The sequence below is a fragment of the Arthrobacter sp. Y3221114 genome (assembly GCF_059092625.1).
The window spans coordinates 709,465-734,266 of record NZ_JBNHHW010000001.1 but is presented as its reverse complement, the minus strand read 5'-3'; the positions used below and the strand labels follow the sequence as shown (position 1 = coordinate 734,266).

Here is a 24,802-nt window from a genome sequence, read left to right as displayed (position 1 = left end):
GGACTGTGAACCAGATCGACGAAAGTAGACACGGCGCGTGTTCAATTCACTCTCTGACCGGTTGGCCTCAACCTTCAAGAATCTGCGCGGCAAGGGACGGCTGTCCGAGGCCGACGTCGATGCCACCGTACGCGAAATCCGGCGTGCCCTGCTCGACGCCGACGTCGCCGTGCCCGTGGTGCGCGAGTTCGCGGCCCACGTGAAGGAACGCGCGCTCAGCGAAGAGGTCTCCGCGGCGTTGAACCCCGCGCAGCAGGTCGTCAAGATCGTCAACGACGAGCTGGTCAACATCCTGGGCGGCGAGACCCGGCGCATCAAGCTCGCCAAGACCCCGCCGACGGTGATCATGCTCGCCGGTCTGCAGGGCGCCGGCAAGACCACCCTGGCCGGCAAGCTGTCCAAGTGGCTCAAGGGCCAGGGCCACAGTCCGCTGCTGGTGGCCGCCGACCTGCAGCGCCCCAATGCCGTGACCCAGCTCCAGGTCAACGGCCAGCGCGCCGGCGTGCCGGTCTACGCCCCGCACCCGGGCGTGCAGTCCGAATTCGACGCCGTTACCGGTGATCCGGTGGCCGTGGCCCGCGACGGCGTGGCCGAGGCGCGGCAAAAACTCTACGACGTCGTCATCGTGGACACCGCCGGCCGTCTGGGCGTCGACGCCGAGATGATGCAGCAGGCGGCTGACATCCGCGCCGCCGTCAACCCGGACGAAGTGCTCTTCGTGATTGACGCGATGATCGGCCAGGACGCGGTCAACACCGCGCAGGCCTTTAACGAAGGCGTCAACTTCACCGGCGTGGTCCTCTCCAAGCTCGACGGCGATGCCCGCGGCGGCGCGGCGCTCTCCGTCGCGTCGGTGACCGGCAAGCCGGTGATGTTCGCTTCCACCGGCGAAAACCTGGACGACTTCGAAATCTTCCACCCGGACCGGATGGCCAACCGCATCCTGGACATGGGGGACATGCTCACCCTGATCGAGCAGGCGGAGAAGTCCTGGGACAAGGGCGAAGCCGAGCGGATGGCGCAGAAGTTCGCCGACCAGGAAGACTTCACCCTCGACGACTTCCTCGCCCAGATGCAGCAGATCCGCAAAATGGGCTCGATGAAGAAGATGCTCATGATGATGCCGGGCGCCGCCAACATGCGCCAGCAGCTGGAGAACTTCGATGAACGCGAGATCGACCGCGTGGAGGCGATCGTCCGGTCGATGACTCCGCACGAGCGCGTTGCCCCGAAGATCATCAACGGCTCCCGCAGGGCCCGCATCGCCAAGGGCTCCGGCGTGCACGTCTCCGAGGTCAACGGCCTGCTGGAGCGCTTCGGCCAGGCGCAGAAGATGATGAAGAAGATGGCTCAGGGCGGCGGCATCCCGGGCATGCCCGGCGTCGCCGGTCCGGGCGGCTTCGGCGGCGCACGGAAGAAGCAGCAAACCGCCAAGGGCAAGAAGAAGGCCCGCTCCGGCAACCCGGCCAAGGCGGCCCAGGAGCTGCGCGAGGCCGAGGAACGCCGCAAGAACAAGGCCTCCATTCCCGCGGGAAGTGCCTTCGGCGCCCCGCAGGACGGGCAGGACTTCGACCCGTCGGCGCTGAACCTGCCCAAGGGCTTCGAGAAGTTCCTCGGCAAGTAGCCGCGAAGACTGTACCGCTGCACGTAAGTGCCCCGTCGATATCCGGCGGCGCACTTTTCATGCGCCGGCGGGGGCGCTTGCCCTGCGCCGCGCGGCACTTTGCATGCGCCGGAAGGTAAGCTGGTTGTCGAATCGTTTCAACGTGGACACGGACCGGGTTATCACGCGGATCGTTGGCCGGGCGGCACTGTTCGCCCCGGCGAGCACCGGTCCCACCCGCGGCAGCGCAGCGAAGGAGTTTTGTGGCAGAGCAGGCACGCGGCGCCGACGGCGGCAGGCCCGGAACGCGGCGGGACACCGTCGCGGTGATCGTGCGCAGTGTGGGCGGTTCCGTGGTGCTGGTGAACAATCCCGGCGGTCCCACGCTGCCGGCGGCGCCGGTCCGGCCCGGCGAGGACCCGCGGGCGGCAGCGGCCCGCGTGCTCGCCGAGTCCTCCCTGCTCGTACCACCCGGACGCATCCTGGCGCTGGATTACCAGCCGATGGACGGCGAAGCCGCGGAAGCCATCACCTTTGTGTACGACGGCGGAACGTACGACGGCGGCGAACTCGCCGCCGGTGCCGGGGGACAGGCGGTCTTCCTGCCCGTCGAGCAGGCCGAGGCCGTCCTGGACCCGGCGCAATCCGCCCAGCTGGCCGCGGGGCTCCGGGCCCACGAACTGCTCACCGTGATTGAACTGCGCCACGGACAGGTGCTCCGGACCGGGCAGCTGCGCGTCCCGGAACGCGAATTGGTGCCCCACGTCTGGGCGCTGGAGGCCGCCGGCGACTCCAAGGGAACCGTGGGTTCCGGCGTCTAGTATTTCTCCCATGGCAGTCAGAGGCAGCGGAGAGCGGGTGGTCTTTGTCCACGGCACCGACAGCTTCGGAGCCGCGGCCTGGCCGCACCAGCACCGCCTGGCCGGACGCTACGACTGCCTGTTCCTGCGCCGCCATGGGTTTGACCCGCAAACAGAACCCCGCCCGACCGACTTCGACGAGGACGCCCGGATCGTCGGCCGGCATCTGGGCCCGGGTGCCCACGTCGTGGCCCACGCGCAGGGCGCCGTCGCGGCGATGATGGCCGCGGTCGAGCACCCGACCAGGGTGCACTCGCTCACGCTGTTCGAACCCGCTTGCCTGTCCCTGACCGCGGACTTGCCGGCCACCCGTGCCTACCGCGAACGGCTGGAGCCGTTGTTCGACGCACGGCGGGAGCTGACCGACGAGGAATACCAGCGCGCCTTCGTCCGGCTGGTGGTCGGCGCCGAGGCGCTGCCGCTGGCCTCCGCGGCCGACCGGGCCCAGGCGACGCGCGTCCGGCTGCAGTCTCCGCCCTGGCATGCGCCGCTGCACATCGTCCCCGGCTTGCCCACCCTGGTGGTCACCGGCGGCTGGGAACCGCTGTACGAGGAAGTGGCCGAATACCTGGCCGGGACCGGCGCCGTCCACCGCCACGCCGGCGGGCACCACCGGCCGCAGGACACCGACCGGGGCCATGCCCTGCTGACGGCCTTCCTGGCCGGGGCAGCACTGCCGGACTGATCATTGGTTGCTAGCGTTGAGCTATGAATGAATCAGGCTGGGAACCAGCGTCAGGACAGCTGTGGTGGCCGTGGCCGCTGGACGAAGCCGGCGTCGCGGCCCTGCAGCAGCAACTCACCGACCGCTCGCTGCTCGGCGCCTTTGCCGGCGGCGCCCCGCAGGCAGGCGACAGCGTGGTCTCTGTGCTGCTGGCCGTGAACGGGGAACAACGCGCCGCCGTCCTGGATCCGGCCGGACAGGCAGTGCCGGGGCCCGACGTCGCGGCCTTGGTCCGCGGGCTCTCCGCCGACCTGGGGGCGGCCGTGGAGATTGACGGCGTCGAATACGAGGCACCCGCACCGGATGCTGCGCTGGAAGTGGACGCCGTGCCGGAGCCAGACGAGGCCGAGGAGTCCGCAGTGCCGGACGCGGCCGAGCTGCGCACCGTGCTGGTGGGCAAGTTCCGGCGCGAGGACCTGATGATGTTTGGCGCCCTCAACGGCGTGGAACTCCATGTCCTGGAGCCCGACGCGGGCCGGACCGACGGGGCCGCACCCGGCCAGCGGATCGTGTTGGTCTATGGGGAGGCGGCGCCCGGGCTCTACAACTGGCCGGCCTCGGCCAAACCGATCGTGGCGCTGATGGACTTGGACGGCTTCCGCGCGGTCGAGGCATGGCTGCCCGGCACGCGGAGCGACCCGGACACCAGCTTCTGGCATGCCTGGGAGGCACCGGCCAAGCCGTTCCCTTCGGCGTCCCGGGCCGACGCCGAGGCGCTGCGGCTGCTCGGCCGGATTGTGCATCCGGAAGGACCCGACACGCAGCGGCTCAGCGATGTGCTCGGCCTGGAACCGGGCGCCGTCGAGGGGCTGCAGGAACTGATGGCCTCCCCGGACGAGCCCGGGATCCTGGCCCGCGCGGGCCAACTGCTGCAACTGCCCGCGGTCGCCGCCCGGCTCGCCGAAGGGTCGCTGCAGCCCGACCGGGTCCCCGGGATGGAATCGATCCCCGTCCAGTCGATCGGCAAGGCACTGCTGGAACTGGCCAGCACCCCGGCGGAAGGCAGGGGACCGTTGGCGGCGTGGCAGCGCGCCGTTGTCGCGCGCCCCGGCCTGCTGGCCGGCAGTGCCGCCGCGGCCGCCACCGGCGCCGCCCTGCTGTTCCGCGCCGCCGGACGCCGGCCCGCCAGCTCCCGGTTCTTGCGGGCCGGCGCCCTGGGGCTGGTGCTGCAGGCGGCCGGAGACGTGGCGCTGGGCAGCTATCTGGCGTACCGGCGCCGCCGCTGAGCCCGGATGCGGCGGCCGGAGCCGCGGACTGGAATAAACGTGAAGCTTCAAGTATTGTTGATTGCATGAACATTCAAGTAAATCCCCAGGACCTGCTCTCCGGCGATCTCAGCATGGGCACCGTGATGCTCAAGGTCGGCGACATGAAGAACATGACCAACTACTACCAGCAGGCGCTGGGGCTGGATCCTGTCTCGGAGGGACTGGGCGGGGTTTTCCTGGGCCGCGGCACCACGCCGCTGCTCCACCTGGCCCCGGCCAACGGGCTGCAGCTGCCGTCGCGTGGCGAGGCCGGGCTGTTCCACACCGCCTTCCTGTTCGAGAACCAGTCGGACCTGGCCGCCACCGTGGCCACCGCGGCGCAGACCGATCCCTCCAGGTTCGCCGGCAGCGCCGACCACCTGGTCAGCGAGGCGTTCTACTTCACCGACCCGGAGGGCAATGGCATCGAGCTCTACTGGGACCGCCCGCGCGACCAGTGGTCCTGGAATGAGACCGCCGACGGCAAGGAGGTCCACATGGACAGCCTGGCCCTCAACCCCCAGACCTACCTGCAGAGCCACCTGACCGAGGAGTCCCTCTCCAGCCAGCGCGCGGCCGGCGCCGGAATCGGCCACGTGCACCTGCAGGTCGGCGACACCAACGTCGCCGAGGAGTTCTACGTGAAGACCCTCGGTTTCGAACGCACCGCCGGCTGGCACGGCCAGGCGCTGTTCGTCGCCGCCGGCGGCTACCACCACCACATGGCCATGAACGTCTGGAACAGCCGCGGGGCCGGGCCGCGCAAGGACACCCTGGGGCTGGGCGAGGTGCTGATCCACGTGCCGACGGAGGACGAGGTCGGCGCCCTGACCGATCGCCTCACCAGCGCCGGCATCGCCAACCACCACACCGGGGCCGAGCTGCGCTTCGAGGATCCGTGGCGCAACCAGCTGCGCGTCGCCGTCGGCTGAGGCGGAATTCCGCCCGGTGCGGCTAGGCTGAAGAGGAACCACTTGGTCTAGCCGCGGAAGGACCTGCAGATGTCCGGAACCACCGAAATCTTTGTCGCCACCCACGATGTCGCCGTCCGGCGCGCCGCCGAGCTCGAGGCCAGCGTCGACTCCCGTGGGGAAACCGGCGGGCCAATGGCCCAGGTCGAGGATGCGCCCAGTCTTCGCCTCAACGGGGTCACGGACCTGGAGATCGAAATCCTCGGCGGCCTGGCTGCCAAGGCCGTCGGCGCCGCCGGCGGCGAGGCCCTGGACATGGCCGACGTCTCCAGCGACTACCTGATGGTCGTCCCGGATGCCATGGTCCAGTCGCTGGCGGAACTGCTGACCTACACCGACGACGACGGTGCCTCCTTGATCCCGGAGGTCGCCTCCCGGTGGGCCGCCGAAGAGGACATGCCGTTCAGCGGCGCCATCGCCGAAGACAACGTGCGCCGGATCGCGCAGCTGGCGTCGCAGGCGGAGCAGGCCGAACGCCGGCAGCTCTACGTCTGGTCCACGACCGCCGAAGCCTGACGTTCCCGGGCCCAACGGCCCCGGTGCCCGCCGCCAAACCGATGGCAACGCGCCGCCGACGCCAAGTCGCGCGGATTGGTTCCTATCTGGCATAATAGACAGGTACTCGATCTGCGCGGCCCCTCTCTCCGCGTGTGCATCTTGTCCTTTGAACCCCAACCATGGCCCGCCCCACGGGAGCAGACATACGGGTTCGCCCATTTTCAGAACCAGGAGTGACCACAACAGTGGCCGTAAAGATTCGCCTTAAGCGCTTCGGTAAGAAGTTCTCTGCCCACTACCGCGTCGTTGTCATGGATGCCCGCGCCAAGCGCGACGGCCGTGCCATCGAAGAGATCGGGCAGTACCACCCGACCGAAGAGCCCTCGTTCATCGAGATCAACTCCGAGCGTGCCCAGTACTGGCTCGGCGTCGGCGCCCAGCCGACCGAGCAGGCCGAAGTTCTGCTCAAGATCACGGGCGACTGGCAGAAGTTCAAGGGCATTGAGGGCCAGGAAGGCACCCTCAAGACCAAGGCTGCCAAGGAGGCCTTCGTGGCTCCCGAAAAGGATTCCGTGATCGTCCCCGAGGCCATCACCCCGAAGGCCAAGAAGGAAGAAGCTGCCGAGGCTCCGGCCGAGGAAGCAGCCGCAGACGAAGCCGAAAAGGCTGAGTAATGCTGGCCGAAGCGCTCGATCATCTGGTCCGCGGGATCGTCGACAGTCCTGACGACGTCAAGGTCACGCAGAAGAGCAACCGCCGCGGTGACATCATCGAGGTGCGTGTTCATCCGGAGGATCTGGGCCGCGTCATCGGCCGCCAGGGCCGCACTGCCCGCGCACTGCGCACGGTAGTGAACGCCTTGGCCGATGACCAGGTCCGCGTGGATGTGGTCGATACCGACCGCCGCCGCTGATCCGGATCGGCGCCCGCCCGGCATCGAGCCGGGCACCCATTCCATAACCTCCGGCCCCTGTACCAGATAATGGTCCAGGGGCCGGACGTTTTTCTTCCAAAGGAGTCTGCATGCAGGTACAAGTTGCCCGGATCGGCAAGCCGCACGGCATTCGGGGCGAGGTTACGGTCCAGGTGCTGACGGACGCTCCGGCCGATCGCTTCGTTCCCGACGTCGAGCTGACCGTGGAGCCGGCCGGCCTGGGGCCGCTGACGGTGCGCAGTGCCCGCTGGAACAAAGACATCCTGCTGCTGGGTTTCCATGAAGTCGCCGACCGTAACGGTGCCGAAGAACTCCGCGGCGCCAGGCTCTTCGTTGACACCGAGGACGTCGAGGACGACGACGACGCCTGGTACGAACACGAGCTCGTCGGCCTCGACGTGCGCATCGGGGAAGACGTGGTCGGCAAGGTTTCCGGACTGAACACCATGCCCGCCCAGGACCTGCTGATCGTGGAGGACCTGAACGGCGAGGAAGTGCTGGTGCCATTCGTCGAGGAGATCGTGCCGGAAGTGGACGTGGAAGCGGGCTTCGTCCGGCTCACGCCGCCGGCCGGGCTGTTCGAGCTGAACTCGCCGGATGCGCAGGAGACCCCCGACGACGGCGAGGGGGAGCGCTAGGTGCGCATCGACGTCGTCAGCATCTTTCCGGAATACCTGGCCGCGCTGGATTTGTCGCTGATCGGCAAGGCGCGCCAAGACGGGCTGCTGCAACTGCAGGTCCACGACCTGCGCGACTTCACCACCGACCGCCACCGCACCGTCGACGACACCCCGTACGGCGGCGGCGCCGGCATGGTCATGAAGCCCGAGCCCTGGGCGCAGGCGCTCGAGTCGGTCGTTATTGCCGCGGGCTCCGGCACAGACCTGCCGGCCCGCCCGGATCCCGCGGCGGACCTGGTCCCCGAACCCGCCGCCGCGCGACCCGTCCTGATCGTCCCGTCCCCGGCCGGAGAGGTCTTCAACCAGGCCCTCGCGTACGAGCTCGCCGCCGAGGACCACCTGGTGTTCGCCTGCGGCCGCTACGAGGGCATCGACGAGCGGGTCCTCGACTGGGCGGATGAGCATTTCCGGGTTCGCCCGGTGAGCCTCGGCGATTACGTGCTCAACGGGGGAGAGGTGGCCGTGCTGGCGATGGTCGAGGCCGTGGGCCGGCTCATTCCCGGCGTCGTCGGAAACCCCGACTCGCTGGTGGAGGAGTCCCATTCCGACGGGCTGCTCGAGTATCCGGTCTACACCAAACCCTCCGAGTGGCGCGGCCGCGGCATTCCGGACGTGCTGCTCAGCGGCAACCACGCCAAGATCGCCCGGCACCGCCGCGACGAACAGCTGCGCCGCACCGCCGAGCGCCGCCCGGACCTGATCCTGGCACTGGATCCGGAGACCCTGGACAAGCAGGACCGCGCCACCTTGGCCGAACTCGGCTACACCGTCACACCCGATCAGGTCGTGTCGGTTCCGGCGAGGTCAGGGGATGCCGTCGAGAACACCCCGCATACCTCCTGACCTCGCAGGCGGGGCCGGGTTTCGGCGCATCCTGAATTTTCGGCCGTGCGGAATTAGAGCTTGGGGCGTGCCGTGTGGCAAAATAGAGGATTGTGTCCGCTGGGCACGTTCCTGCCACAGGGGGAGCGTTGCCAACAGCCGGACTCTCCGGCCGCCGATTCCCGGATGGCCGGTTCTTGAATTTCGGCAGCGACTGTTGCAGGCATGTGCCTGACCGTCGCGCCGTGACCAAAGTGAATGACCTGTGGCGTTCACCAGGAGTGAGCAATGCATATCCTCGACTCTGTTGACGCAGCATCCCTGCGCAGCGACGTTCCCGAGTTCCGCGCCGGCGACACCGTCAAGGTGCACGTGAACATCATCGAAGGCAAGACCGCCCGTATCCAGGTCTTCCAGGGTTACGTCATGGGCCGCCAGGGCCATGGTGTCCGCGAGACCTTCACCGTCCGCAAGGTTTCCTTCGGCGTGGGCGTGGAGCGTACCTTCCCGGTACACTCCCCGATCATCGACCACATCGAGGTCGTGACCAAGGGCGACGTGCGCCGCGCCAAGCTGTACTACATGCGCAAGCGCCACGGCAAGGCAGCCCGCATCAAGGAGAAGCGCGACTTCGGCACCGCCAAGTAAAGTTGCCCACCGGCAACTTCTTGACCTAGGCAGTGCAGCACCTCTCTGGTTCCCCCGAAGCTTCGGGGGAACAACCAAGACGCCGGCCCGGACTTCCGGGCTGGCGTTTTGTGTTGGCCGTCGTGGCCTGCGCCGTGGTGCTCAGCGCCGTCGTGCGCGCCACGCTGCTGGACGTGTACTACATCCCGTCCGGGTCGATGGAGCCGCTGCTGGAGACCGGCGACCGTGTTTTGGTTTCCCGCACCGACTACCACTTCGGCGGGATCCGGCGGGGTGACCTGGTGGTCTTCGACGGGAGGGGCTCGTTCGCTCCCTTCAACAGCGGCAATTCCCCGTTCGTGGACGCCCTCCAGCAGGCCGGCCAGTGGCTCGGAATTGCCGGCAGCGACACCATCTACGTGAAACGCGTGATCGGCCTGCCGGGCGACTCCGTCGAATGCTGCGGCCCGGACGGGCGCCTGCTGGTCAACGGCGAACCGGTCCAGGAGGATTACCTCTTTCCCGGCGACGCGCCCAGCGAGATGGAGTTCTCCGTCCAGGTGCCCAAGGATAGATTGTGGTTAATGGGGGACCACCGGTCGGCCTCGGCCGATTCGCGGGCCCTCCTTGGCGCGCCGGGCGGCGGCATGGTCCCCGTCGAGCGCGTCATTGGCCGCCCGCTGAGCATCATCTGGCCGCTCGACCGGATGGCCGGGCTGGACCGGATACAGTTGGATGCCCAGCCAGCGGAGAATCGAGGATAGTGAGTATGGACCAGGACCCGAAGGACACTGGCGGGTACCAGCCGGATGCCTCCGGGCCGCGGAAGCGCGAACGCCAGAGCGAACGCAAGAGCGCCGGGCGGAACTCCCTGTTGTCGTGGCTGAAGGAGATCGCCACGATCGTCGCGGTCGCCGTCGTCCTTTCTTTCCTGATCAAGACTTTCCTCTTCCGCGCCTTCTTCATTCCGTCGACCTCCATGGAGGACACGCTGGAGGTGGACGACCGGATCTTCGTGAACCTGTTGGTCCCGCAGCCGTTCGAGCTCAGCCGCGGCGACGTGGTGGTTTTCCAGGACAAGCTCAGCTGGCTGCCTCCGAACGGCGTGGACGACGCCGGCAACTGGTTCCAGCAGATCCTCACCTTCGTCGGGCTGATGCCTGATGCGTCCCAGCAGCACCTGGTGAAGCGCGTCATTGGCCTTGGCGGCGACCAGGTGGTCTGTTGCGACGCCGATGGTCGCATCTCGGTCAACGGGGAGCCGCTGGACGAGGATCCCTACCTTGCGTCGGGCTCGGACAACACCCGGATTCCCTTCGATGTGACTGTGCCCGAGGGTAAAATCTGGGTCATGGGCGACAACCGGAACCATTCCGCGGACTCGCGCGAACATCAGGACGAGGCGTCGCAGGGCTTTGTGGACCTCGAGTCCGTCGAAGGCAAGGCCAGCGTCATCGCCTGGCCGCTGGACCGGCTGGGCTTCCTGGGCAATTATCCGGAAGTGTTCGACGGCGTCCCGGAACCGTCCGAGGCGTCCGGCACGGAGAAGCCGGCCATGGCCCGGCAGGACGAGACACAGTGACCGGCAGGGTTCCCACGCTGCGCTTTGAGCGGTCCTTCATCGAGGCCGGCCATCGGCTGGTCGCCGGTGCGGACGAAGTGGGCCGCGGAGCCCTGGCCGGACCGGTCAGTGTAGGGATGGTGGCCATCGACGCGACCTCGGCCAAACAGATCCGCGGCGTCCGCGACAGCAAGCTGCTCAGCCCGGCGGAGCGGGTGGCCCTGGTGCCCAAGATCCAGAAGTGGGCGACCGCCTACGGGGTGGGGCACGCCAGCGCGGCGGAAATCGATGCGCTGGGCCTGATGGCGGCCCTGCGGCTGGCCGGTGCCCGCGCCTGGGGCCAAGTGCTGGCCACCGCGCGCCCGGACATCGTGATCCTCGACGGCAACCACGACTGGCTGTCGGCCGGGGAACCGTCGCTCTTCGACGACGTCACGCAGCCCGGGTGCGACGCGCCGGTGCGGACCAGGATCAAGGCGGATCTGCAGTGCCTCAGCGTGGCGGCCGCCAGCGTGCTGGCCAAGGTGGAGCGCGACGCCATGATGACCGGCTACGCCTCCGATTATCCGGACTACGCCTGGGACATCAACAAGGGCTACGCCACTCCCGCGCACCGCGCCGCCCTGCAGGGCATCGGCCCCTCGGAGCTGCACCGCAGAAGCTGGCGGCTTACCCCCGAGCAACCGCTGATGCCCGCCGTCGAACTCGCGGAGTAAACGCCGCCGGGCAATCTGGGGCAGGATGGATACATGAGCGCCGAAGACCTTGAGAACTACGAGACCGACATGGAGCTGCAGCTCTACCGGGAGTACCGCGATGTCGCCGGCCTGTTCAGCTACGTCGTTGAAACCGAGCGCCGCTTCTACCTGGCCAACCACGTGGACCTGCAGGCGCGCTCTGCCGACGGCGAGGTCTACTTCGACCTGACCCTGCAGGACGCGTGGGTCTGGGACGTCTACCGTTCCGCCCGGTTCGTTAAATCCGTCCGCGTGATCACGTTCAAGGACGTCAACGTCGAGGAACTTGCCAAGAACGACGACCTCACCCTGCCCAAGGACGGGCTCGGCAGCTGACGGGCTACTGGCCGCCGACGCCGTCCAGGGTGATGTAGGTCTTCCGGACGGTCTCGTGGACGTCCCACGTGCCTTTCCAACCGGCGGGCATGACAACGGTGTCGCCGGCGCGCGCTTCCACCGGCGTCTGCCCCTCCGCGGTGATGGTTACCCGCCCGGTCAGGATCTGGCAAATCTCGTGGTAGCCGTCCCGCACCGCGGTGAACAGACCGGGGGAGCACTCCCAGACGCCCACGTTCAGGCTGTCCGCGCTCCAGACCTCCCGGGATGCCTCGTGCTGGCCCTCGGTGACCGCCGTGGGCTTGGGCGCGGGCGCTCCGAGCACGGCGTGGGGGGCCGAGGGGAGGTGGATGGTGTCGATGGACATGGTTGATCCTTTCTCAGGGATGATCCGCGCTGGTCGAGCAAGCCGTTGCTTCCGCTGCTCGACCAGCGGGAGGTACTTCAGGCGCGGCCGGAGATGAGGTCTGCGGTCTTGGCGATCGGGGATGTGGACGTGCGGCCGGAGTTTTCCGACTTGTCTGCGGCGTAGTACGCCGCGTACAGGGCTTGGACGGCAATCCAGCGCAGCGGTTCCACTTCCCATTTGCGCACCCGGCGGTTCACCCACGGCATGGTGGTCAGTTCGCTCTCCGAGCCCAGGACCAGGTCCCGCAGCGTCCGGCCGGCCAGGTTCGTCGCGGTCACGCCGGTGCCGACGTACCCACCGGCCCAGCCGATGCCGGTCTCCCGGTCCAGTCCGACGGTGGCCTTCCAGTCGCGCGGGACGCCCAGCACGCCGGCCCAGGCGTGGTCGATGCGTGCACCGCGGGCCGCCGGGAACATGTCATGCAGGATCGCGGCCAGGTTCTGGATGGTTTCGGGCTGGGTGGCCCCGTCCGTGTCGGTCTTGGAGCCAAACCGGTAGGGGACGCCGCGTCCGCCGAGCGCAATCCTGTTATCGGCCGTGCGCTGGGCGTACATGTAGGCATGCGCCATGTCGCCCACGGTGTCGAACTCATTCCACCCGATTGCGGCCCAGACGTCGTCGCCGAGGGGCTCGGTGGCGATCATCGACGAATTCATCGGCAGCCATTCGCGGTGCGACCCCTTCAGGTTCGCGGTGAAGCCCTCCGTCGCCCGCAGGATGTACTCGGCCTGGACATTACCTTTCTCCGTCCGCGCCAGACGGGGGCTGATCTCGGTGACGGTGGTGCCCTCGTAGATCCGCACCCCGAGTGCTTCCACCCGCTCCGCCAGGCCGCGGACCAGCTTGGACGGATGGATCCGGGCGCAGTGCGGCTGGTGAACGGCGCCGAGCGTGCCGGCGATCCGGACCCGCTCATTGCTTTCCGCCGCGCTCAGCAGGCGAACGCCCGCCTCGGGCCACTGGGCTTCGGCTGCGGCAAAGGCCTTGAGCCGTGCCAACTGGGCCGGGTTGCGGGCCACGTTCAGTTCCCCGCCCTTGCGGACACCGGCGTCGATGCCCTCCGCGCCGGCGACGGCGATGACCTCATCCACGGTCTCGTTCAGCAGCGTCTGGAACCGGCCCACCAGCGCACGGCCGTGCGCCTTGACGTACTGGCCGCGGCCGCCGGTGATGCTGTTGGTCAACCAGCCGCCGTTGCGGCCCGAGGCACCGAAGCCGGCAAAGCGGCTCTCGAGCACGACGACGTCCAGCTCCGGCCGGGCCTTCTTGAGGTAGTACGCCGTCCACAGCCCGGTGTAGCCGGCGCCGACGATGGCGACATCCGCCGTCGTGTCCCCGGCCAAGGCCGGCCGGGGTGCGGGCAGCCCGCCCTCGGCAAACCAGAAGGAGACATTGCCGTTGACCGTCGAGGCCGTCTCGGTGATTAGCTTTTTGCTCATGGTGTTGTTCCTAGGTCGTGGAGACGAGATCGGAGTCTTCGAGCAGCACGCCGTCCTGGGCGGACCAGTAGACAAAGGCATCGTCTCCGGGCTTCAGGCCGTTGCTTTCGGACAGCGGGGTGCGGACGATGCCGGTGGAACCGTCGGCCAGCTGCAGCTCGTATTTGTGGCCGGAGCCCAGATAGATGTTCTGGACCACCTTGACCGGGACGGTGACGGCCCCGCCGGGAGCTTCCTCCGCCTTCGGTGCGACGCGCAGCTGTTCGGGCCGCAGGACCAGGGCGCCCTTGCCGGAGACGCTCCGGCCCGCGGGGCCGCGGAGCCTGGCCCCGTGGAAGTCCATGGACCAATCCCGGCCGGATGTATCGACATCGGCACGGAAAATGGTGGACTCGCCCATAAACTGGGCCACGAACAGGCTGGCGGGGCGCTCGTAGAGCTCCGCGCTGGTACCGACCTGCTCGATCCTGCCGTTGTTAAAGATGGCGATGCGGTCGCTGAGGATCAGGGCTTCCTCTTGGTCATGGGTGACGAAGACGAAGGTGCGGCCGACTTCCTGGTGGATCCGCTTGATCTCCAGCTGCAGCTTCTCCCGCAGGTTCTTGTCCAGGGCGCCCAGCGGTTCATCCATGAGCAGCGCCCGGGGATTGAACACCATGGCGCGGGCGAAGGCGACGCGCTGCTGTTGGCCGCCGGAGAGTTCGCGCGGGTAGCGGTCCTCATAGCCGGACAGGCCGACGGTCTTCAACGCCTCGCCAATCAGCGTTTTCTGCTTGGACTTGGGGGTCTTGCGCTGCTGCAGCGGAAACGCGATGTTCTCCGCGACGCTCATGTGCGGGAACAGCGCGTAGTGCTGGAAGACGACGCCGAGCCCGCGCTTGTGCGCCGGCACGTTGTCCACGCGCTGGCCGTCGATTTCGATCGAGCCGCTGGTCAGGTCGGTGAAGCCGGCCACGAGATTCAGCGTGGTCGTCTTGCCGCTGCCGGACGGGCCCAGCAGCGTGATGAATTCACCGGGCTCGATGGTCAGCGACACGTCGTCCACCGCGGTGGATTTGGCATAGCGCTTGGTGACATTCTGGATCTCGATCCGGGTGCCGGCCCCGGTGAGCTTACTGGACACGTTTCCTCCTACGCATACTGAGCAGCCCGACGGCAATGATGATTGTCGTCAAGAGCATGATCATGGTTGCCGCGGCCGCGATGGTCGGGTCCGTGTCCCTGGTGACGGACGAATACATCTTGACGGGCAGCGTTTCCAAGTACGGACTTTTGATGAAGATGGACAACACGACCTCGTCGAACGAGGTCACGAAGGCGAAGAGTGCCCCCGAAACGACTCCGGGCAGAATGGCCGGCAAGATGACCCTCAAGAAGGTGTTCCACCGGTTCGCGCCCAGGCTTGCGGCCGCCGTCGCCAACCGCTGATCGAAACCGCTGAGGGCCGCCGTAACGGAGACGACCACGAACGGCACGGCCAGGACCGTATGGGCCAGCACGAAACCGGTCAAGGTGCCCAGCATCTGCAGCCGCAGGAAGATCGCGTAGATGCCGATGGCCAGGATGATCGCAGGCACCACAATCGGGGCCAGCAGCAGCGCCTGCACCGTCTTGGCGGCCCGGCGCCGCACAAAGTTTTGCAGGCCCATGGACGCCGCGGTGCCGATGACCGTCGCCGCGACGGCAACGATGACGCCGATCAAGATCGAATTGCCGAGGGCCGACATCCACGCCCGGTCGCTGAAGAAATTCTCATACCAGCGCAGCGACCAGCCCGACGGCGGGAAGCTCAGCGAGGCCTTGTCCGTAAAGCTCAGCGGAATCACGATCGACGTCGGCGCAATCAATATGACGGCCACCAGTCCCGCATAGACCAACAGCAGGGACCGGGTCAGCACGGAATGTTTCACAGCAGCCCTCCTTCGTCGCCGGCGGCACGTTTGCTCTTGCGCAGCAGCAGCGCCAGCAGGGCCAGCAGCAGCAGGGTGGCAACCAACAGGATGACGCCCAGTACGCTGCCGCGCCCCCACTGAAGCTGGCCATTGACCTGCACGTAGATGTATTGCGAGATCAGCATCTCGGACGGCGAGCCGAGCAGCGCCGGCGTGATGTAGAAGCCGAGCGCCTGGATGAAGACCAGCAGAGAGCCGGACACCACGCCGGGCATGGCCAGCGGCATGAAGATGCGGGTGAAGGAGACGAAGGGAACGGCGCCCAGGCTGCTGGAGGCCTGCATCAGCCGCAGGTCCACGTTCCGCATCGACGCATACAGCGGCAGCACCATGAAAGGCAGCAGCACCTGGACCATGCCGATCAGGACGCCGGTGGTGTTGCGGATCATTTCGAAGGGCCCCAGTCCCAGGAACCCGAGCATGCCGTTGATCAGGCCGTTGTCCTGCAGCAAGATGATCCACGCGAAGCTGCGGATCATCAGCGACGTCCAAAACGGTATGAGGACGATGACGACCAGTGCGGCGCGCACCTTCGGGCCGGAAATCACCATGAAGTACGCATACGGGTAGGCCAGCACCAGGCAGATGGCTGCGGACAGCAGTGCCACCCACAGCGTGCGGCCCAGGACGGCCCAATTCCCGGCGTTGGAGGCAAACCACTCGTAATTCTGCGGGCCGGGCACGGGGTCCGCTACGCTGCGCCACATTGCCTCTGCCAGCGGATAGGCGAACATGCCGACCATCAGCGCCAGCGCCGGCAGCAACAACAACAACGGGCTCAGCCGTGTGCGCCTGCCGGCCGCCGGCGCCGCACCCTCGCCATTCCCCGTCCGGCCAGCCGAGGCTGCCGGCCGGACGGGGTCTTTGACTGCATTGCTCATTAGGAGACCCAGGCCGTCCAGCGTTCCAGGGTCGAGGCGTAGTTCTCGCCCCACCAAGCGAAGTCGGAGACCAGGACCTTGTCGGCGATCTCCGGCTCGGTGATCAGGAACTTCTTGCCGTTCTCATTCACCGCCGGCTTGGCGTCCACGTGGACCGGGGAATACGACGTTTCCTCCGTGAGCTTCTCCTGCTGTTCCTTGCCCAACGCGTAGTTGATCAGGGCCATCGAGGCCTTCGGGTTCTTCGCGTTCGTGGGAACGGCGAGGACATCCATGACTACGACGCCGGTCTCCCAGACCGGCTCGAACGGGGCGCCGTTTTCCACGGCTCCGTAGGCGCGGCCGGACCAGACCAGGGCCATGTCCACTTCCTCGGCCTCAAGCATCTGCTGCGACTGGGCACCCGTGGTCCAGTACACGAGGCTGTCCTTGATAGTGTCCACCTTCTTCAGCGCCCGCTCGACATCGAGCGGGTACAGGTCTTCCTCGGCCACCCCGTCGGCGATCAGGGCGCCCTCCAGGAGGCCGCCTCCGACGTCGGCGCCCTGGACGGCCCGCTTGCCGGGGAACTTCTCGGTGTCAAAGAAATCGGCCCAGCTTTGCGGTGCGTTGCTGACCTTCTCGGTGTTGTACACCATGACCGTGGCGTACTGCATGGCCGGGACGTAGCAGTCGCTGGTCAGGCCCTCCGGGACGTTGGACTTGTCGATGATCGAGAAGTCCAGCTTCTGCAGGAGCTTCCCGCATTGCCCGGCCGCCCAGTTCGAATCGGTGTCGACGACGTCCCACGTGACGTTGTTCGACTCCACCTGTGCCTGGATTTTTGCGTACTCCATCGGCCCATCCGACAGGATGTTCGCCCCGGACTCCTCGGCGAACGGCGTCACTGCCGCCGCCATCTGTCCGTCCTGGTACAGCCCGCCGTACGAGGCAAAGGTCATGTTCAGGCCTTCCAAGGCGCCGGGCTTGACCGTGCCGGCCTCCGCAGGGCCGGTGCCCAGGTCGATCTCGGCGGAGGCGGCACTTCCCCCGCCGCCGCAGGCAGACAGGAGCAGGGCAACTGCTGCCGCCATGCCGACCGGCAAGACCCGCTTGCGGCGGGGTGTGGTAACTGCTGACATCATTTCTCCTCTTTCGTGTGGAACGCTGAGTGCGGAAACGCCGGCTGTCGAACTGCGGACCGGCTGCTTTAGATGGTTGGAGGGCTGATGATCCACATGACCTCGGATGTGCCGTGGGCCAGGTTCCGAAGGCCGTGCGGCGTGGACGAGAGGTATTCCACGCTGTCCCCGCCTTCCAGGACATGGGACTCTTCGGAGAGGCGGACCTCCACCCGTCCGGTCAGGCAGACGAGGACCTCCTGCGCATGTCCGTGCGCGTACAGCTCCTCGCCGGTCCCGCCGTGCACGTCGAGTTCGCCGGCGTAGACCTCCAGATTCCGCTGCGGCGAGCCGGTGAGCAGGTACTTGTTGAGGCCGTCGCCGGCATGGAAAACAGGCCGGTCGGCCTTGCGCAGTACCCGGCCCTCGGGCCTGGTGCCGTCGATCAGCTCCGCCGTCGTTGTTCCGAGGGCTTCCGCGATTTTCTTGAGTGTGGCGACGCTGGCGTTCGAGTGCGCGTTTTCCAGCTGGCTCAGGAACCCCGAGCTGACGCCGGTCAGCTGAGCCAGGCTGCGCAGCGAGATGCTCCGCAGTTCCCGGGCCGCACGAATGCGCTGGCCGATCGGCTGCTCGTTATCCGCTGTACCGCTCATCGAACACCTCCTTTAGTACTCCCTAACACGGTGATTTATGTCACTTATCACGGTGTTTAGTAGACCTTAGCCCGGGGGGCGCAGCCGAAACAAGCGTTTCACCGATCTTTTTGTGAGGAGCGTCTCGGTCGGTCCTCGGAAGCCTGTGGGCGTGCCCGTGGAAGATTCAACCGGCGAGGTCGGTGCCGAGCTGCAGGCGTGCCGCCGAGAGCAGCAGCGAGTTGATGTAGTCCGGCGTGATTTTCGGGTCTTTCGTGGCCACGGCCATGATCAGGCCGTCGATGAGTGCGACCAGGGTGTCCACTATCTGTTCCACCGGGATTGCGGGGGTGAAGCGGCCGGCGTCCGTGCCTTCGGCAATGGCTGCCCCCAGCGCCTGCCGCCACATAATGTTGGTGTGCAGCACCACGGGCTGCACCTCCCGGTGCCGGCTGGCGGCCGCGCAGGATTCAAGCCAGACGGTGCAGTGCTCCGGATCCGTGACCGCACCGGCGAGGAGCGCCCGGACCTTCGCGATGGGGTCCTCCTGCCGCTGCGCGGGCAGCTGCCATTCGGTCGCCCTGCGCTCACACGCGGCGACCAGCATTTCGCGGACCACGGTGTCCCGGCTGGGGAAGTAGTGCTGGATCATTCCGATGGAGATCCCGGCTTCCGTGGAGATGTCCCGCAGGCGGATCCCGTCAAATCCGCGGGCCGCCAGCAGGCGTTCCGCCGCTTCGAGGATGAGCTGGCGCCGCGGCTGATCCTCGATGGACAGTGCGGGGCCGGGGGCGGCAACGGGGCTCATGTTTCCCTTCGATGTGCTGTGATACGGTTCACAATAATTCATTATTAACGCTAAGGACAGCGCGCGGAGCGCCTCATCCATTGCGGCGCCGGACGACCGCATGGCGGGCCCGTGACCTGCCCTCAACTAAAGCGAGGAAATCCATGGACCGGCTCGTAGACCGCACCATCAGCGCGTCCGCTTTCACCCATGAAGCCCGCCAGCCGCTGCCCGCCCGGGCGCGCACCGTCGTCGTCGGCGGGGGAATCGTAGGGGCCAGCATCGCCTATCACCTGGCGGCGGCGGGGGAGACGGACGTCATCCTGCTCGAAGCCAACGTCCTGGGCAGCGGCACCACGTGGCACGCGGCAGGCCTGGTAACCGGCGGGAGGACCACGACGGCGATGACCAAGCTGGCAAGGTACGGCCTCGAGACCTACGGCGCGCTTGAAGAACGCTCCGGGCTCGACGTCTCGTTCCAGCAATCCGGCTCGGTGATGGTGGCGCGGACCGCAGGCCGGGTGGATGAAATGCACTACGCCTGCGACGTGGCCCGCCAGAACGGCACCGAGGCGGAGATCCTGGATGCGGCCGGCCTGGGCCGGCTGTGGCCGCTGGCCCGGACCGACGGCGTGCTCGGCGCGCTCTACCTGCCGGGCGATGGGCACATCAATCCCGGCTACGCGGCGCTGTCCTTCGCCAAACTCGCCCACGAGCTCGGCGCCGACCTCCGCGAAAACGTGTCTGTCACCGGCATTCGTCAAGTTCGGGGCCGGGTGACGGGGGTTGTCACGGATCAGGGGACCATAGAGAGCGAACGGGTGATCCTCGCCTGCGGGCTGTGGACGCGCGACCTGGCCGCGACCGCGGGAGCGCATGTGCCGCTGTACGCCGCCGAGCACGTGCACGTGAGGACCGAGGAGATCGACGGCGCCGTGCCCGAGCTGCCTGTCTTCCGGGACCTGGACAACAGCTACTACATCCGGCATGAGCTCGGGCGGCTGCTGGTCGGCGCCTTCGAGCCGGACGGGTTGCCGCGGCCGGTGAGCGAGATCGGCCGAGGCGGTTTCGCAGAGTTCGAGGCCGACTGGGAGCATTTCGCGGGAATCCGCAGCAAGGCCGAGGCGGCGGTGCCGGTACTGGCGCAGAGCCGTTACGACCGCTTCCTCAACGCCCCGGAAAGCTTCACTCCGGATTCCAACTTCGCGCTCGGGGAGACGTCCGAGGTGCGCAACCTCTTTGTTGCGGCCGGCTTCAACTCCCAGGGCATCATTTTCGCCCCCGGCGCCGGCCGGGAACTTGCCGAGTGGGTGATCTCCGGATCGCCCGGCTTCGACGCAGCCGCGGTGGACGTCCGGCGGTTCTCGCGGCACCAGAGCAACCGACGCTACCTTCATGCACGGACCCGGGAGGGGCTGGGACGCCTCTACGCCATGCACTGGCCGCAGCTGCAGCCGGCCACCGCCCGCAACGTCCGGCGCTCGCCGCTGCACTCCCGGCTCGCCGGGCTCGGCGCCTGTTTCGGGGAACTCAACGGCTGGGAACGGGCCAACTGGTATGGCGACCCCGGGACCGCGCCGGACTATGAATACAGCTACGGCCGGCAGAACTGGTTCGACCGCGTCGGCGAGGAGCACCGTGGCGCACGGGAAGGGGTGGTGCTGTTCGACCTGAGCTCCTTCGCGAAGATCGAAGTGGCGGGTCCGGACGCGCTGGAAGTCTGCCAGCGGGCCTGTACCGCGGACGTCGACGTCCGTGTCGACAAGGCCGTCTACACCCTGATGCTCAACGAGGCCGGGGGGATCGAACTGGACGGCACCGTGACCAGGCTCGGCACCGACAGGTTCCTCGTGGTGACGCCTGCCTTCAGCCAAGACAAGACACTGGGGTACCTGCGGCGGCTGGCGCAAGGCAAGGCGGCCGCGGTCTTCGATGCGACGGCCGGTCTGGCGACCATCGGGGTCATGGGGCCCAAGAGCCGGGAACTGCTCAGCCGCGTTTCGCCCGAGGACTGGTCGGATGCCGCCCAGCCCTACACCGAGGGGCGGACCGTGGAGGTTGCAGACGGTTTCGCCTACGCACTGCGGGTGAGCTTTGTCGGCGAACTCGGCTACGAGCTGTACCCGGGCGCGGACACAGCCGTCAATGTGTTCGACGCGTTGTGGGAGGCCGGCCAAGACCTCGGCGTACGGCTGGCCGGCTACCACGCCCTCGACTCATTGCGCAGCGAGAAGGGTTTTCGCCATCTGGGGCATGACATCGGGCCCGCCGACGACCCGTACTCCGCCGGACTCGGCTTCACCGTGGCGCTGGATAAGCCGGGCGGCTTCGTGGGCCGGGACGCGGTGGCGAAGCTGGACCCGGCGGCGCCCCCGTACCGGACCGTGTACGTGGCGCTGGACGACCCGGAGCCACTGTTCGTGCACGACGAGACCGTATTCTGCGACGGCGTGCCGGTGGGCCGCATGACCAGCGGTAGCTACGGCTACACGCTGGGACGCGCTGTTGGGCTTGCCTCAGTCGCCGGGGATGCGGACCTCTCCGGAACATTCACGGTCGAATGCAGGGGCCGGCTCGTCGAAGCCACGGTCTCACGGCGCCCGTTCTACGATCCGAAAGGGGAGCGGCTGCGCGGCTAGCAGCCGGCCTGCCGGTCGAGGCATGACCTGTTCGACCGGTTGTGCCGCGGTGTTCCGACCGCCCGGTCAGCGGCCCAGCGCGGTCGGAACGCCCCAGTCGGCGCTTTCCGCGGCCTCGAAGCGACCGAGCCGGTAGGGGCTGATGTCGGCCTCGGGCTGCTTGTCCTCGACCAGGTCGGCGACAATGATGCCCATCAGAGCCGAATACTTGAAGCCTTCGCCGGCATCCCCGCAGGCGACCACGACCCCGGGGAGCGGCGAATCCACGACGAACCTGCCGTCGGGGGTGTCGGTCCAAACGCAGACCTGTGCATCCAGCACATCAGGCTGCAGCGACAACATATCGCGGCGCACCCGTTCCCGGATGATGCCGGTGCGCACCTCGTCCGGGGATCTGTCCACGTCCCCCTCGATGTAGTGTCGCAGCGGACTGTCCAGGCCGACCTTGTAGCCTATGCCGGGGCTGCTCATCGCGTAGATGCCCGGCGCTTCGTCCGTGGGGCCGTCGAAGAAGCAGGGATAGTTGTCGGCGGCGCCCCGCCGATGTGCATTACCGAAGTGGACCACCTGCTCCAGGTACGGCCGAAGCGGCGCGGGCAAACCAAGCTGTGCGAGCAGGACGCCGCCCCCCGGGCCGGCCGCAATCACCAATACGTCCGCATCGACGCGCTTGCTGTCCGAGAGGGAAGCGCTGACAGTCCCTGCAGTTGCCGAAACCTCCGCCACCGTGGCCCCCTGCAGGAACGAGCCGCCCGCCGCGGAAAACAGCCGAAACTGGGTTTGCAGGCTCACATCGGCCAGGACCACGCCGGCGTCTTGCTGCCAGATGGCATCTCGGCCATCCGGCCTCAAGCCGGGCAGAAACTGTGCAACTTCGCTTGAGTCGACCTCCTCGAAGGGCACCTCTTCGGCGAGAAGGGTTGACCGCAGGCGCGGCAGCGACAACGTGTCGCGCCACAGCAGGCCCTTTTGGTGGTAAACGGGCTGCCCGGCCCTGCTCGAGAGCCGCTTCATGGCCTCAAGTCCCAACCTGGACAGCCGGACCCGACCGGGGTCCGGATCGGGAATGCGCCACATGCGGGTCGGTCCATAAGAGGATGACAGCGGGTTCGATACGCCGAAGCGGTCAATCAATGTGACGTGATGGCCCCGGCCGGCCAGCTCGGCCGCTGCCGGCAATCCCCACGCACCGGCTCCGACGACAGTTATCCGCACTGCGAGTCCTTCCTGTTCCCTGAACCGTTGCTGTCACGACCTCCGAGCATGTCGGCGGCCCGCACCAGACGACGCGCCTGCCGGCGCCTCGAGGCTGAGATAGAGCGCAGGCCAGGGTGTGCCGCGCATCACTTCTCCAGCGTAACTGAGGCTGCCGCCCTGTCCTGCACAGGCTGTCGCCTGGGGTGGGCTGTCCACATCCTGGGGTTTCGTGAAGATTCCTTCTGCTGCCCGCCACCAGGCTGGAGGGCATGAGAGCGAAAGACGAACTCGGCCGACGCGGTGAGGAAATGGCCGCGGCCTATCTTTCCGGCGCAGGCCAGCGGGTCATCGACCGGAACTGGCGCAGCCCGGACGGCGAACTGGACATCGTAGCCGTGGACGGGGCGTCCATCGTGGTCTCCGAGGTAAAGACCCGGCGCAGCACCGACTACGGCCACCCTTTCGAAGCCATCACCGATGCCAAGATCCGCCGTCTCCACTTCTTGGGACACCAGTGGCTGCGCGACCACGGCATGACCGGTACGGCGATGAGGGTGGACGCCGTCGCTGTGCTCTACGGACAGGGACGTTGGCCCGTGATCGAGCACATGAGGGACGTCGGCTAATGGGGCTCGGACGGACGTTCTCGGTAGCGCTGGTGGGCCTCAACGGACACATCGTGGAAGTCGAAGCGGACATCGGCCAAACCCTCCCGGCCTTCATTCTTCTGGGGCTGCCGGACGCTGCCCTGACCGAGGCCAAGGAACGGATCAAGGCCGCGGCGAAGAACGCGGGGGCTCCGCTCAGCAGGCGGAAGATTACCGTCAACCTTGTCCCCGCTTCGCTGCCCAAGAAGGGATCGGGTTTCGACCTGGCCATCCTGATGGCCTCGCTTCAGGCGGCGGGAGACGTTCGGTCCAGCGGCCGTACCGTTTTCCTGGCCGAAATGGGACTCGATGGGAGGCTCCGGCCGGTCAGGGGTGTACTGCCGGCGGTTATTGCGGCAGTCGAGGCCGGGTTTCCGCATGTTGTCGTAGCCGAAGCCAACGCCGCCGAGGCCGCGTTGGTGCCCGGGGCCCAGGTGCGCAGCTTCGGCAACCTCGTTGAGGTGTTGATGGCCTTCGGTGCCGACGCGGACAGGCTTAACATCGCCCCGCCGGAAAAACCTGCCCCGTCTGTCCCGGCCACGGCTCCTCCGGCGCCTGCCCCCGACCTGGCAGACGTGGCCGGGCAACATGAAGCCCGGACGGCGCTGGAAGTCGCAGCGGCGGGCGGCCATCATTTGCTGCTTGTCGGTCCGCCCGGTGCAGGCAAGACGATGCTCGCCGAACGTCTGCCGGGCATCCTACCCGATCTTCCCGACCACCATGCCATGGAGGTCACCGCCATCCACTCCCTGAGCGCCATGGCGGCCCCACTGACCGAGCTGGTGCGTCGGCCACCCTATGAGAGCCCGCACCATACGGCAACGGCCGTCTCCATCATCGGGGGCGGCTCCGGCATGCCCCGCCCTGGCGCGGCCTCGCTGGCACACCGCGGCGTGCTGTTCATGGACGAGGCGCCCGAATACGACCGACAAGTGCTCGATGCGTTGCGCCAGCCGTTGGAAAGCGGTCGGCTGGTGGTACACCGGGCGGCGGGCAGCGCGGCCTACCCGGCACGCTTCCAGCTCGTCATGGCGGCGAACCCCTGCCCGTGCGGGCTCTCCGGCGGCAAGGGTTTGGAATGCACCTGCACGCCCGACCAAAGGCGCCGCTACTTTGGCAAGCTCTCCAACCCGTTGACCGACCGCATCGATCTCCAGCTGACTCTGCCACGGCTGACGGTGGGGATGATGGCCACGGGCGCGCGCCGGGAGGACAGCGCGGCCGTCGCCGCCCGGGTGGTGGTGGCCCGGGCGGCACAGCGGGCGAGGCTGGAGCCGTGGGGCATCGGGTTGAACTCGGAGGTCAGCGGCGAATTGTTGAACGGAAAGCTGCGGCTTCCGGCCACTATCACCAGGGACCTGGATCGGGCCATGGAAAGCGGGGCGCTGACCGGCCGCGGCTACTCGCGTGTCCTGCGCGTGGCCTGGACGCTCTCCGACCTGTATGGCCTGGACCGACCGGACCGGGACTGCGTCAGCACAGCGCTGGCCTTCCGTCAACAGGTCAAGGCGGCGTGACC

27 protein-coding genes are annotated in these 24,802 nt (G+C 67.5%); 18 read left to right on the top strand and 9 right to left on the bottom strand.

The features are described 5' to 3' along the window. The first annotated feature begins 37 nt into the window (after nucleotides 1–37). From ffh to AC5RV3_RS03290, 15 genes are all read left to right on the top strand, one after another. Entirely contained in the window at nucleotides 38–1,624 is a 1,587-nt protein-coding gene (gene ffh, locus AC5RV3_RS03360; protein WP_494120893.1) for a signal recognition particle protein, read from the top strand. A gap of 242 nt (nucleotides 1,625–1,866) precedes the next feature. Further along, a complete protein-coding gene (locus tag AC5RV3_RS03355; protein WP_494120892.1) occupies nucleotides 1,867–2,424 on the top strand; it encodes an NUDIX hydrolase in 558 nt (185 codons plus the stop codon). Nucleotides 2,425–2,434: 10 nt separating this feature from the next. Next, nucleotides 2,435–3,148, top strand: a complete 714-nt coding sequence (locus AC5RV3_RS03350) for an alpha/beta hydrolase (protein WP_494120891.1) — start codon at nucleotides 2,435–2,437, stop codon at nucleotides 3,146–3,148. A gap of 23 nt (nucleotides 3,149–3,171) precedes the next feature. Beyond that, complete coding sequence (locus tag AC5RV3_RS03345; RefSeq protein WP_494120890.1) at nucleotides 3,172–4,413, top strand: hypothetical protein; 1,242 nt, start codon at nucleotides 3,172–3,174, stop codon at nucleotides 4,411–4,413. Nucleotides 4,414–4,478: 65 nt separating this feature from the next. After that, entirely contained in the window at nucleotides 4,479–5,366 is an 888-nt protein-coding gene (locus AC5RV3_RS03340; protein ID WP_494120889.1) for a VOC family protein, read from the top strand. A 69-nt stretch (nucleotides 5,367–5,435) separates the two neighbouring features. Then, nucleotides 5,436–5,921: a hypothetical protein gene (locus AC5RV3_RS03335; RefSeq protein ID WP_494120888.1), complete on the top strand. Its 486-nt coding sequence runs from the start codon at nucleotides 5,436–5,438 to the stop codon at nucleotides 5,919–5,921. Nucleotides 5,922–6,148: 227 nt separating this feature from the next. Next, the gene (rpsP, locus tag AC5RV3_RS03330; RefSeq protein WP_493977360.1) at nucleotides 6,149–6,577 is read left to right on the top strand and encodes a 30S ribosomal protein S16; all 429 of its coding nucleotides are present in this window, start codon (nucleotides 6,149–6,151) and stop codon (nucleotides 6,575–6,577) included. Continuing rightward, nucleotides 6,577–6,816 carry an RNA-binding protein gene (locus tag AC5RV3_RS03325; RefSeq protein ID WP_493977361.1) on the top strand — a complete coding sequence of 80 codons (240 nt, stop codon included), beginning with the start codon at nucleotides 6,577–6,579 and terminating at the stop codon, nucleotides 6,814–6,816. Before rpsP ends, AC5RV3_RS03325 begins: the two co-directional genes overlap by 1 nt. 110 nt (nucleotides 6,817–6,926) lie before the next feature. Then, the gene (rimM, locus tag AC5RV3_RS03320) at nucleotides 6,927–7,475 is read left to right on the top strand and encodes a ribosome maturation factor RimM (RefSeq protein WP_494120887.1); all 549 of its coding nucleotides are present in this window, start codon (nucleotides 6,927–6,929) and stop codon (nucleotides 7,473–7,475) included. Beyond that, the gene (gene trmD / locus AC5RV3_RS03315) at nucleotides 7,476–8,360 is read left to right on the top strand and encodes a tRNA (guanosine(37)-N1)-methyltransferase TrmD (protein WP_494120886.1); all 885 of its coding nucleotides are present in this window, start codon (nucleotides 7,476–7,478) and stop codon (nucleotides 8,358–8,360) included. A 267-nt stretch (nucleotides 8,361–8,627) separates the two neighbouring features. Then, nucleotides 8,628–8,987 (top strand): 50S ribosomal protein L19, encoded by a 360-nt coding sequence (rplS, locus tag AC5RV3_RS03310; protein WP_493977364.1) that lies wholly within the window; start codon nucleotides 8,628–8,630, stop codon nucleotides 8,985–8,987. A 113-nt stretch (nucleotides 8,988–9,100) separates the two neighbouring features. Further along, nucleotides 9,101–9,730 carry a signal peptidase I gene (lepB, locus tag AC5RV3_RS03305; protein WP_494121025.1) on the top strand — a complete coding sequence of 210 codons (630 nt, stop codon included), beginning with the start codon at nucleotides 9,101–9,103 and terminating at the stop codon, nucleotides 9,728–9,730. 5 nt (nucleotides 9,731–9,735) lie between these two features. Further along, on the top strand, nucleotides 9,736–10,548 hold the full coding sequence (lepB, locus tag AC5RV3_RS03300; RefSeq protein WP_494120885.1) for a signal peptidase I: 813 nt from the start codon (nucleotides 9,736–9,738) through the stop codon (nucleotides 10,546–10,548). Then, the gene (gene rnhB, locus AC5RV3_RS03295; RefSeq protein WP_494120884.1) at nucleotides 10,545–11,243 is read left to right on the top strand and encodes a ribonuclease HII; all 699 of its coding nucleotides are present in this window, start codon (nucleotides 10,545–10,547) and stop codon (nucleotides 11,241–11,243) included. Before lepB (AC5RV3_RS03300) ends, rnhB begins: the two co-directional genes overlap by 4 nt. Nucleotides 11,244–11,276: 33 nt before the next feature. After that, nucleotides 11,277–11,600 carry a DUF2469 domain-containing protein gene (locus AC5RV3_RS03290; RefSeq protein ID WP_493986958.1) on the top strand — a complete coding sequence of 108 codons (324 nt, stop codon included), beginning with the start codon at nucleotides 11,277–11,279 and terminating at the stop codon, nucleotides 11,598–11,600. Between the two features lie 4 nt (nucleotides 11,601–11,604). Here the strand turns inward: AC5RV3_RS03290 and AC5RV3_RS03285 are convergent, their stop codons facing one another. The 8 genes from AC5RV3_RS03285 to AC5RV3_RS03250 all read right to left on the bottom strand — a co-directional run bounded on the left by AC5RV3_RS03285 (nucleotide 11,605) and on the right by AC5RV3_RS03250 (nucleotide 18,821). Then, complete coding sequence (locus AC5RV3_RS03285) at nucleotides 11,605–11,967, bottom strand: cupin domain-containing protein (protein ID WP_494120883.1); 363 nt, start codon at nucleotides 11,965–11,967, stop codon at nucleotides 11,605–11,607. A 77-nt stretch (nucleotides 11,968–12,044) separates the two neighbouring features. Further along, on the bottom strand, nucleotides 12,045–13,448 hold the full coding sequence (locus AC5RV3_RS03280) for an NAD(P)/FAD-dependent oxidoreductase (protein ID WP_494120882.1): 1,404 nt from the start codon (nucleotides 13,446–13,448) through the stop codon (nucleotides 12,045–12,047). A gap of 10 nt (nucleotides 13,449–13,458) precedes the next feature. Next, nucleotides 13,459–14,571 (bottom strand): ABC transporter ATP-binding protein, encoded by a 1,113-nt coding sequence (locus tag AC5RV3_RS03275; protein WP_494120881.1) that lies wholly within the window; start codon nucleotides 14,569–14,571, stop codon nucleotides 13,459–13,461. Further along, nucleotides 14,561–15,358: an ABC transporter permease gene (locus AC5RV3_RS03270; protein ID WP_494120880.1), complete on the bottom strand. Its 798-nt coding sequence runs from the start codon at nucleotides 15,356–15,358 to the stop codon at nucleotides 14,561–14,563. The genes AC5RV3_RS03275 and AC5RV3_RS03270 overlap by 11 nt, the downstream gene beginning before the upstream one ends. After that, nucleotides 15,355–16,281 (bottom strand): ABC transporter permease, encoded by a 927-nt coding sequence (locus AC5RV3_RS03265; protein WP_494120879.1) that lies wholly within the window; start codon nucleotides 16,279–16,281, stop codon nucleotides 15,355–15,357. Before AC5RV3_RS03265 ends, AC5RV3_RS03270 begins: the two co-directional genes overlap by 4 nt. Continuing rightward, nucleotides 16,281–17,402, bottom strand: a complete 1,122-nt coding sequence (locus AC5RV3_RS03260) for an ABC transporter substrate-binding protein (RefSeq protein ID WP_494120878.1) — start codon at nucleotides 17,400–17,402, stop codon at nucleotides 16,281–16,283. The genes AC5RV3_RS03265 and AC5RV3_RS03260 overlap by 1 nt, the downstream gene beginning before the upstream one ends. A 68-nt stretch (nucleotides 17,403–17,470) precedes the next feature. Next, on the bottom strand, nucleotides 17,471–18,034 hold the full coding sequence (locus AC5RV3_RS03255) for a helix-turn-helix domain-containing protein (protein ID WP_494120877.1): 564 nt from the start codon (nucleotides 18,032–18,034) through the stop codon (nucleotides 17,471–17,473). Between the two features lie 166 nt (nucleotides 18,035–18,200). Beyond that, nucleotides 18,201–18,821 carry a TetR/AcrR family transcriptional regulator gene (locus AC5RV3_RS03250; protein WP_494120876.1) on the bottom strand — a complete coding sequence of 207 codons (621 nt, stop codon included), beginning with the start codon at nucleotides 18,819–18,821 and terminating at the stop codon, nucleotides 18,201–18,203. Nucleotides 18,822–18,964: 143 nt separating this feature from the next. On the opposite strand from AC5RV3_RS03250, the gene AC5RV3_RS03245 reads away from it, so the two are divergent. Continuing rightward, nucleotides 18,965–21,439 (top strand): GcvT family protein, encoded by a 2,475-nt coding sequence (locus AC5RV3_RS03245; RefSeq protein ID WP_494120875.1) that lies wholly within the window; start codon nucleotides 18,965–18,967, stop codon nucleotides 21,437–21,439. Nucleotides 21,440–21,505: 66 nt separating this feature from the next. Here AC5RV3_RS03245 and AC5RV3_RS03240 read toward each other — a convergent pair whose 3' ends face one another. Next, nucleotides 21,506–22,654 (bottom strand): NAD(P)/FAD-dependent oxidoreductase, encoded by a 1,149-nt coding sequence (locus AC5RV3_RS03240; RefSeq protein ID WP_494120874.1) that lies wholly within the window; start codon nucleotides 22,652–22,654, stop codon nucleotides 21,506–21,508. Nucleotides 22,655–22,905: 251 nt separating this feature from the next. On the opposite strand from AC5RV3_RS03240, the gene AC5RV3_RS03235 reads away from it, so the two are divergent. Continuing rightward, nucleotides 22,906–23,262: a YraN family protein gene (locus AC5RV3_RS03235; protein ID WP_494120873.1), complete on the top strand. Its 357-nt coding sequence runs from the start codon at nucleotides 22,906–22,908 to the stop codon at nucleotides 23,260–23,262. Then, nucleotides 23,262–24,800 (top strand): YifB family Mg chelatase-like AAA ATPase, encoded by a 1,539-nt coding sequence (locus AC5RV3_RS03230; RefSeq protein WP_494120872.1) that lies wholly within the window; start codon nucleotides 23,262–23,264, stop codon nucleotides 24,798–24,800. Before AC5RV3_RS03235 ends, AC5RV3_RS03230 begins: the two co-directional genes overlap by 1 nt. The last annotated feature ends 2 nt before the right edge of the window (nucleotides 24,801–24,802 follow it).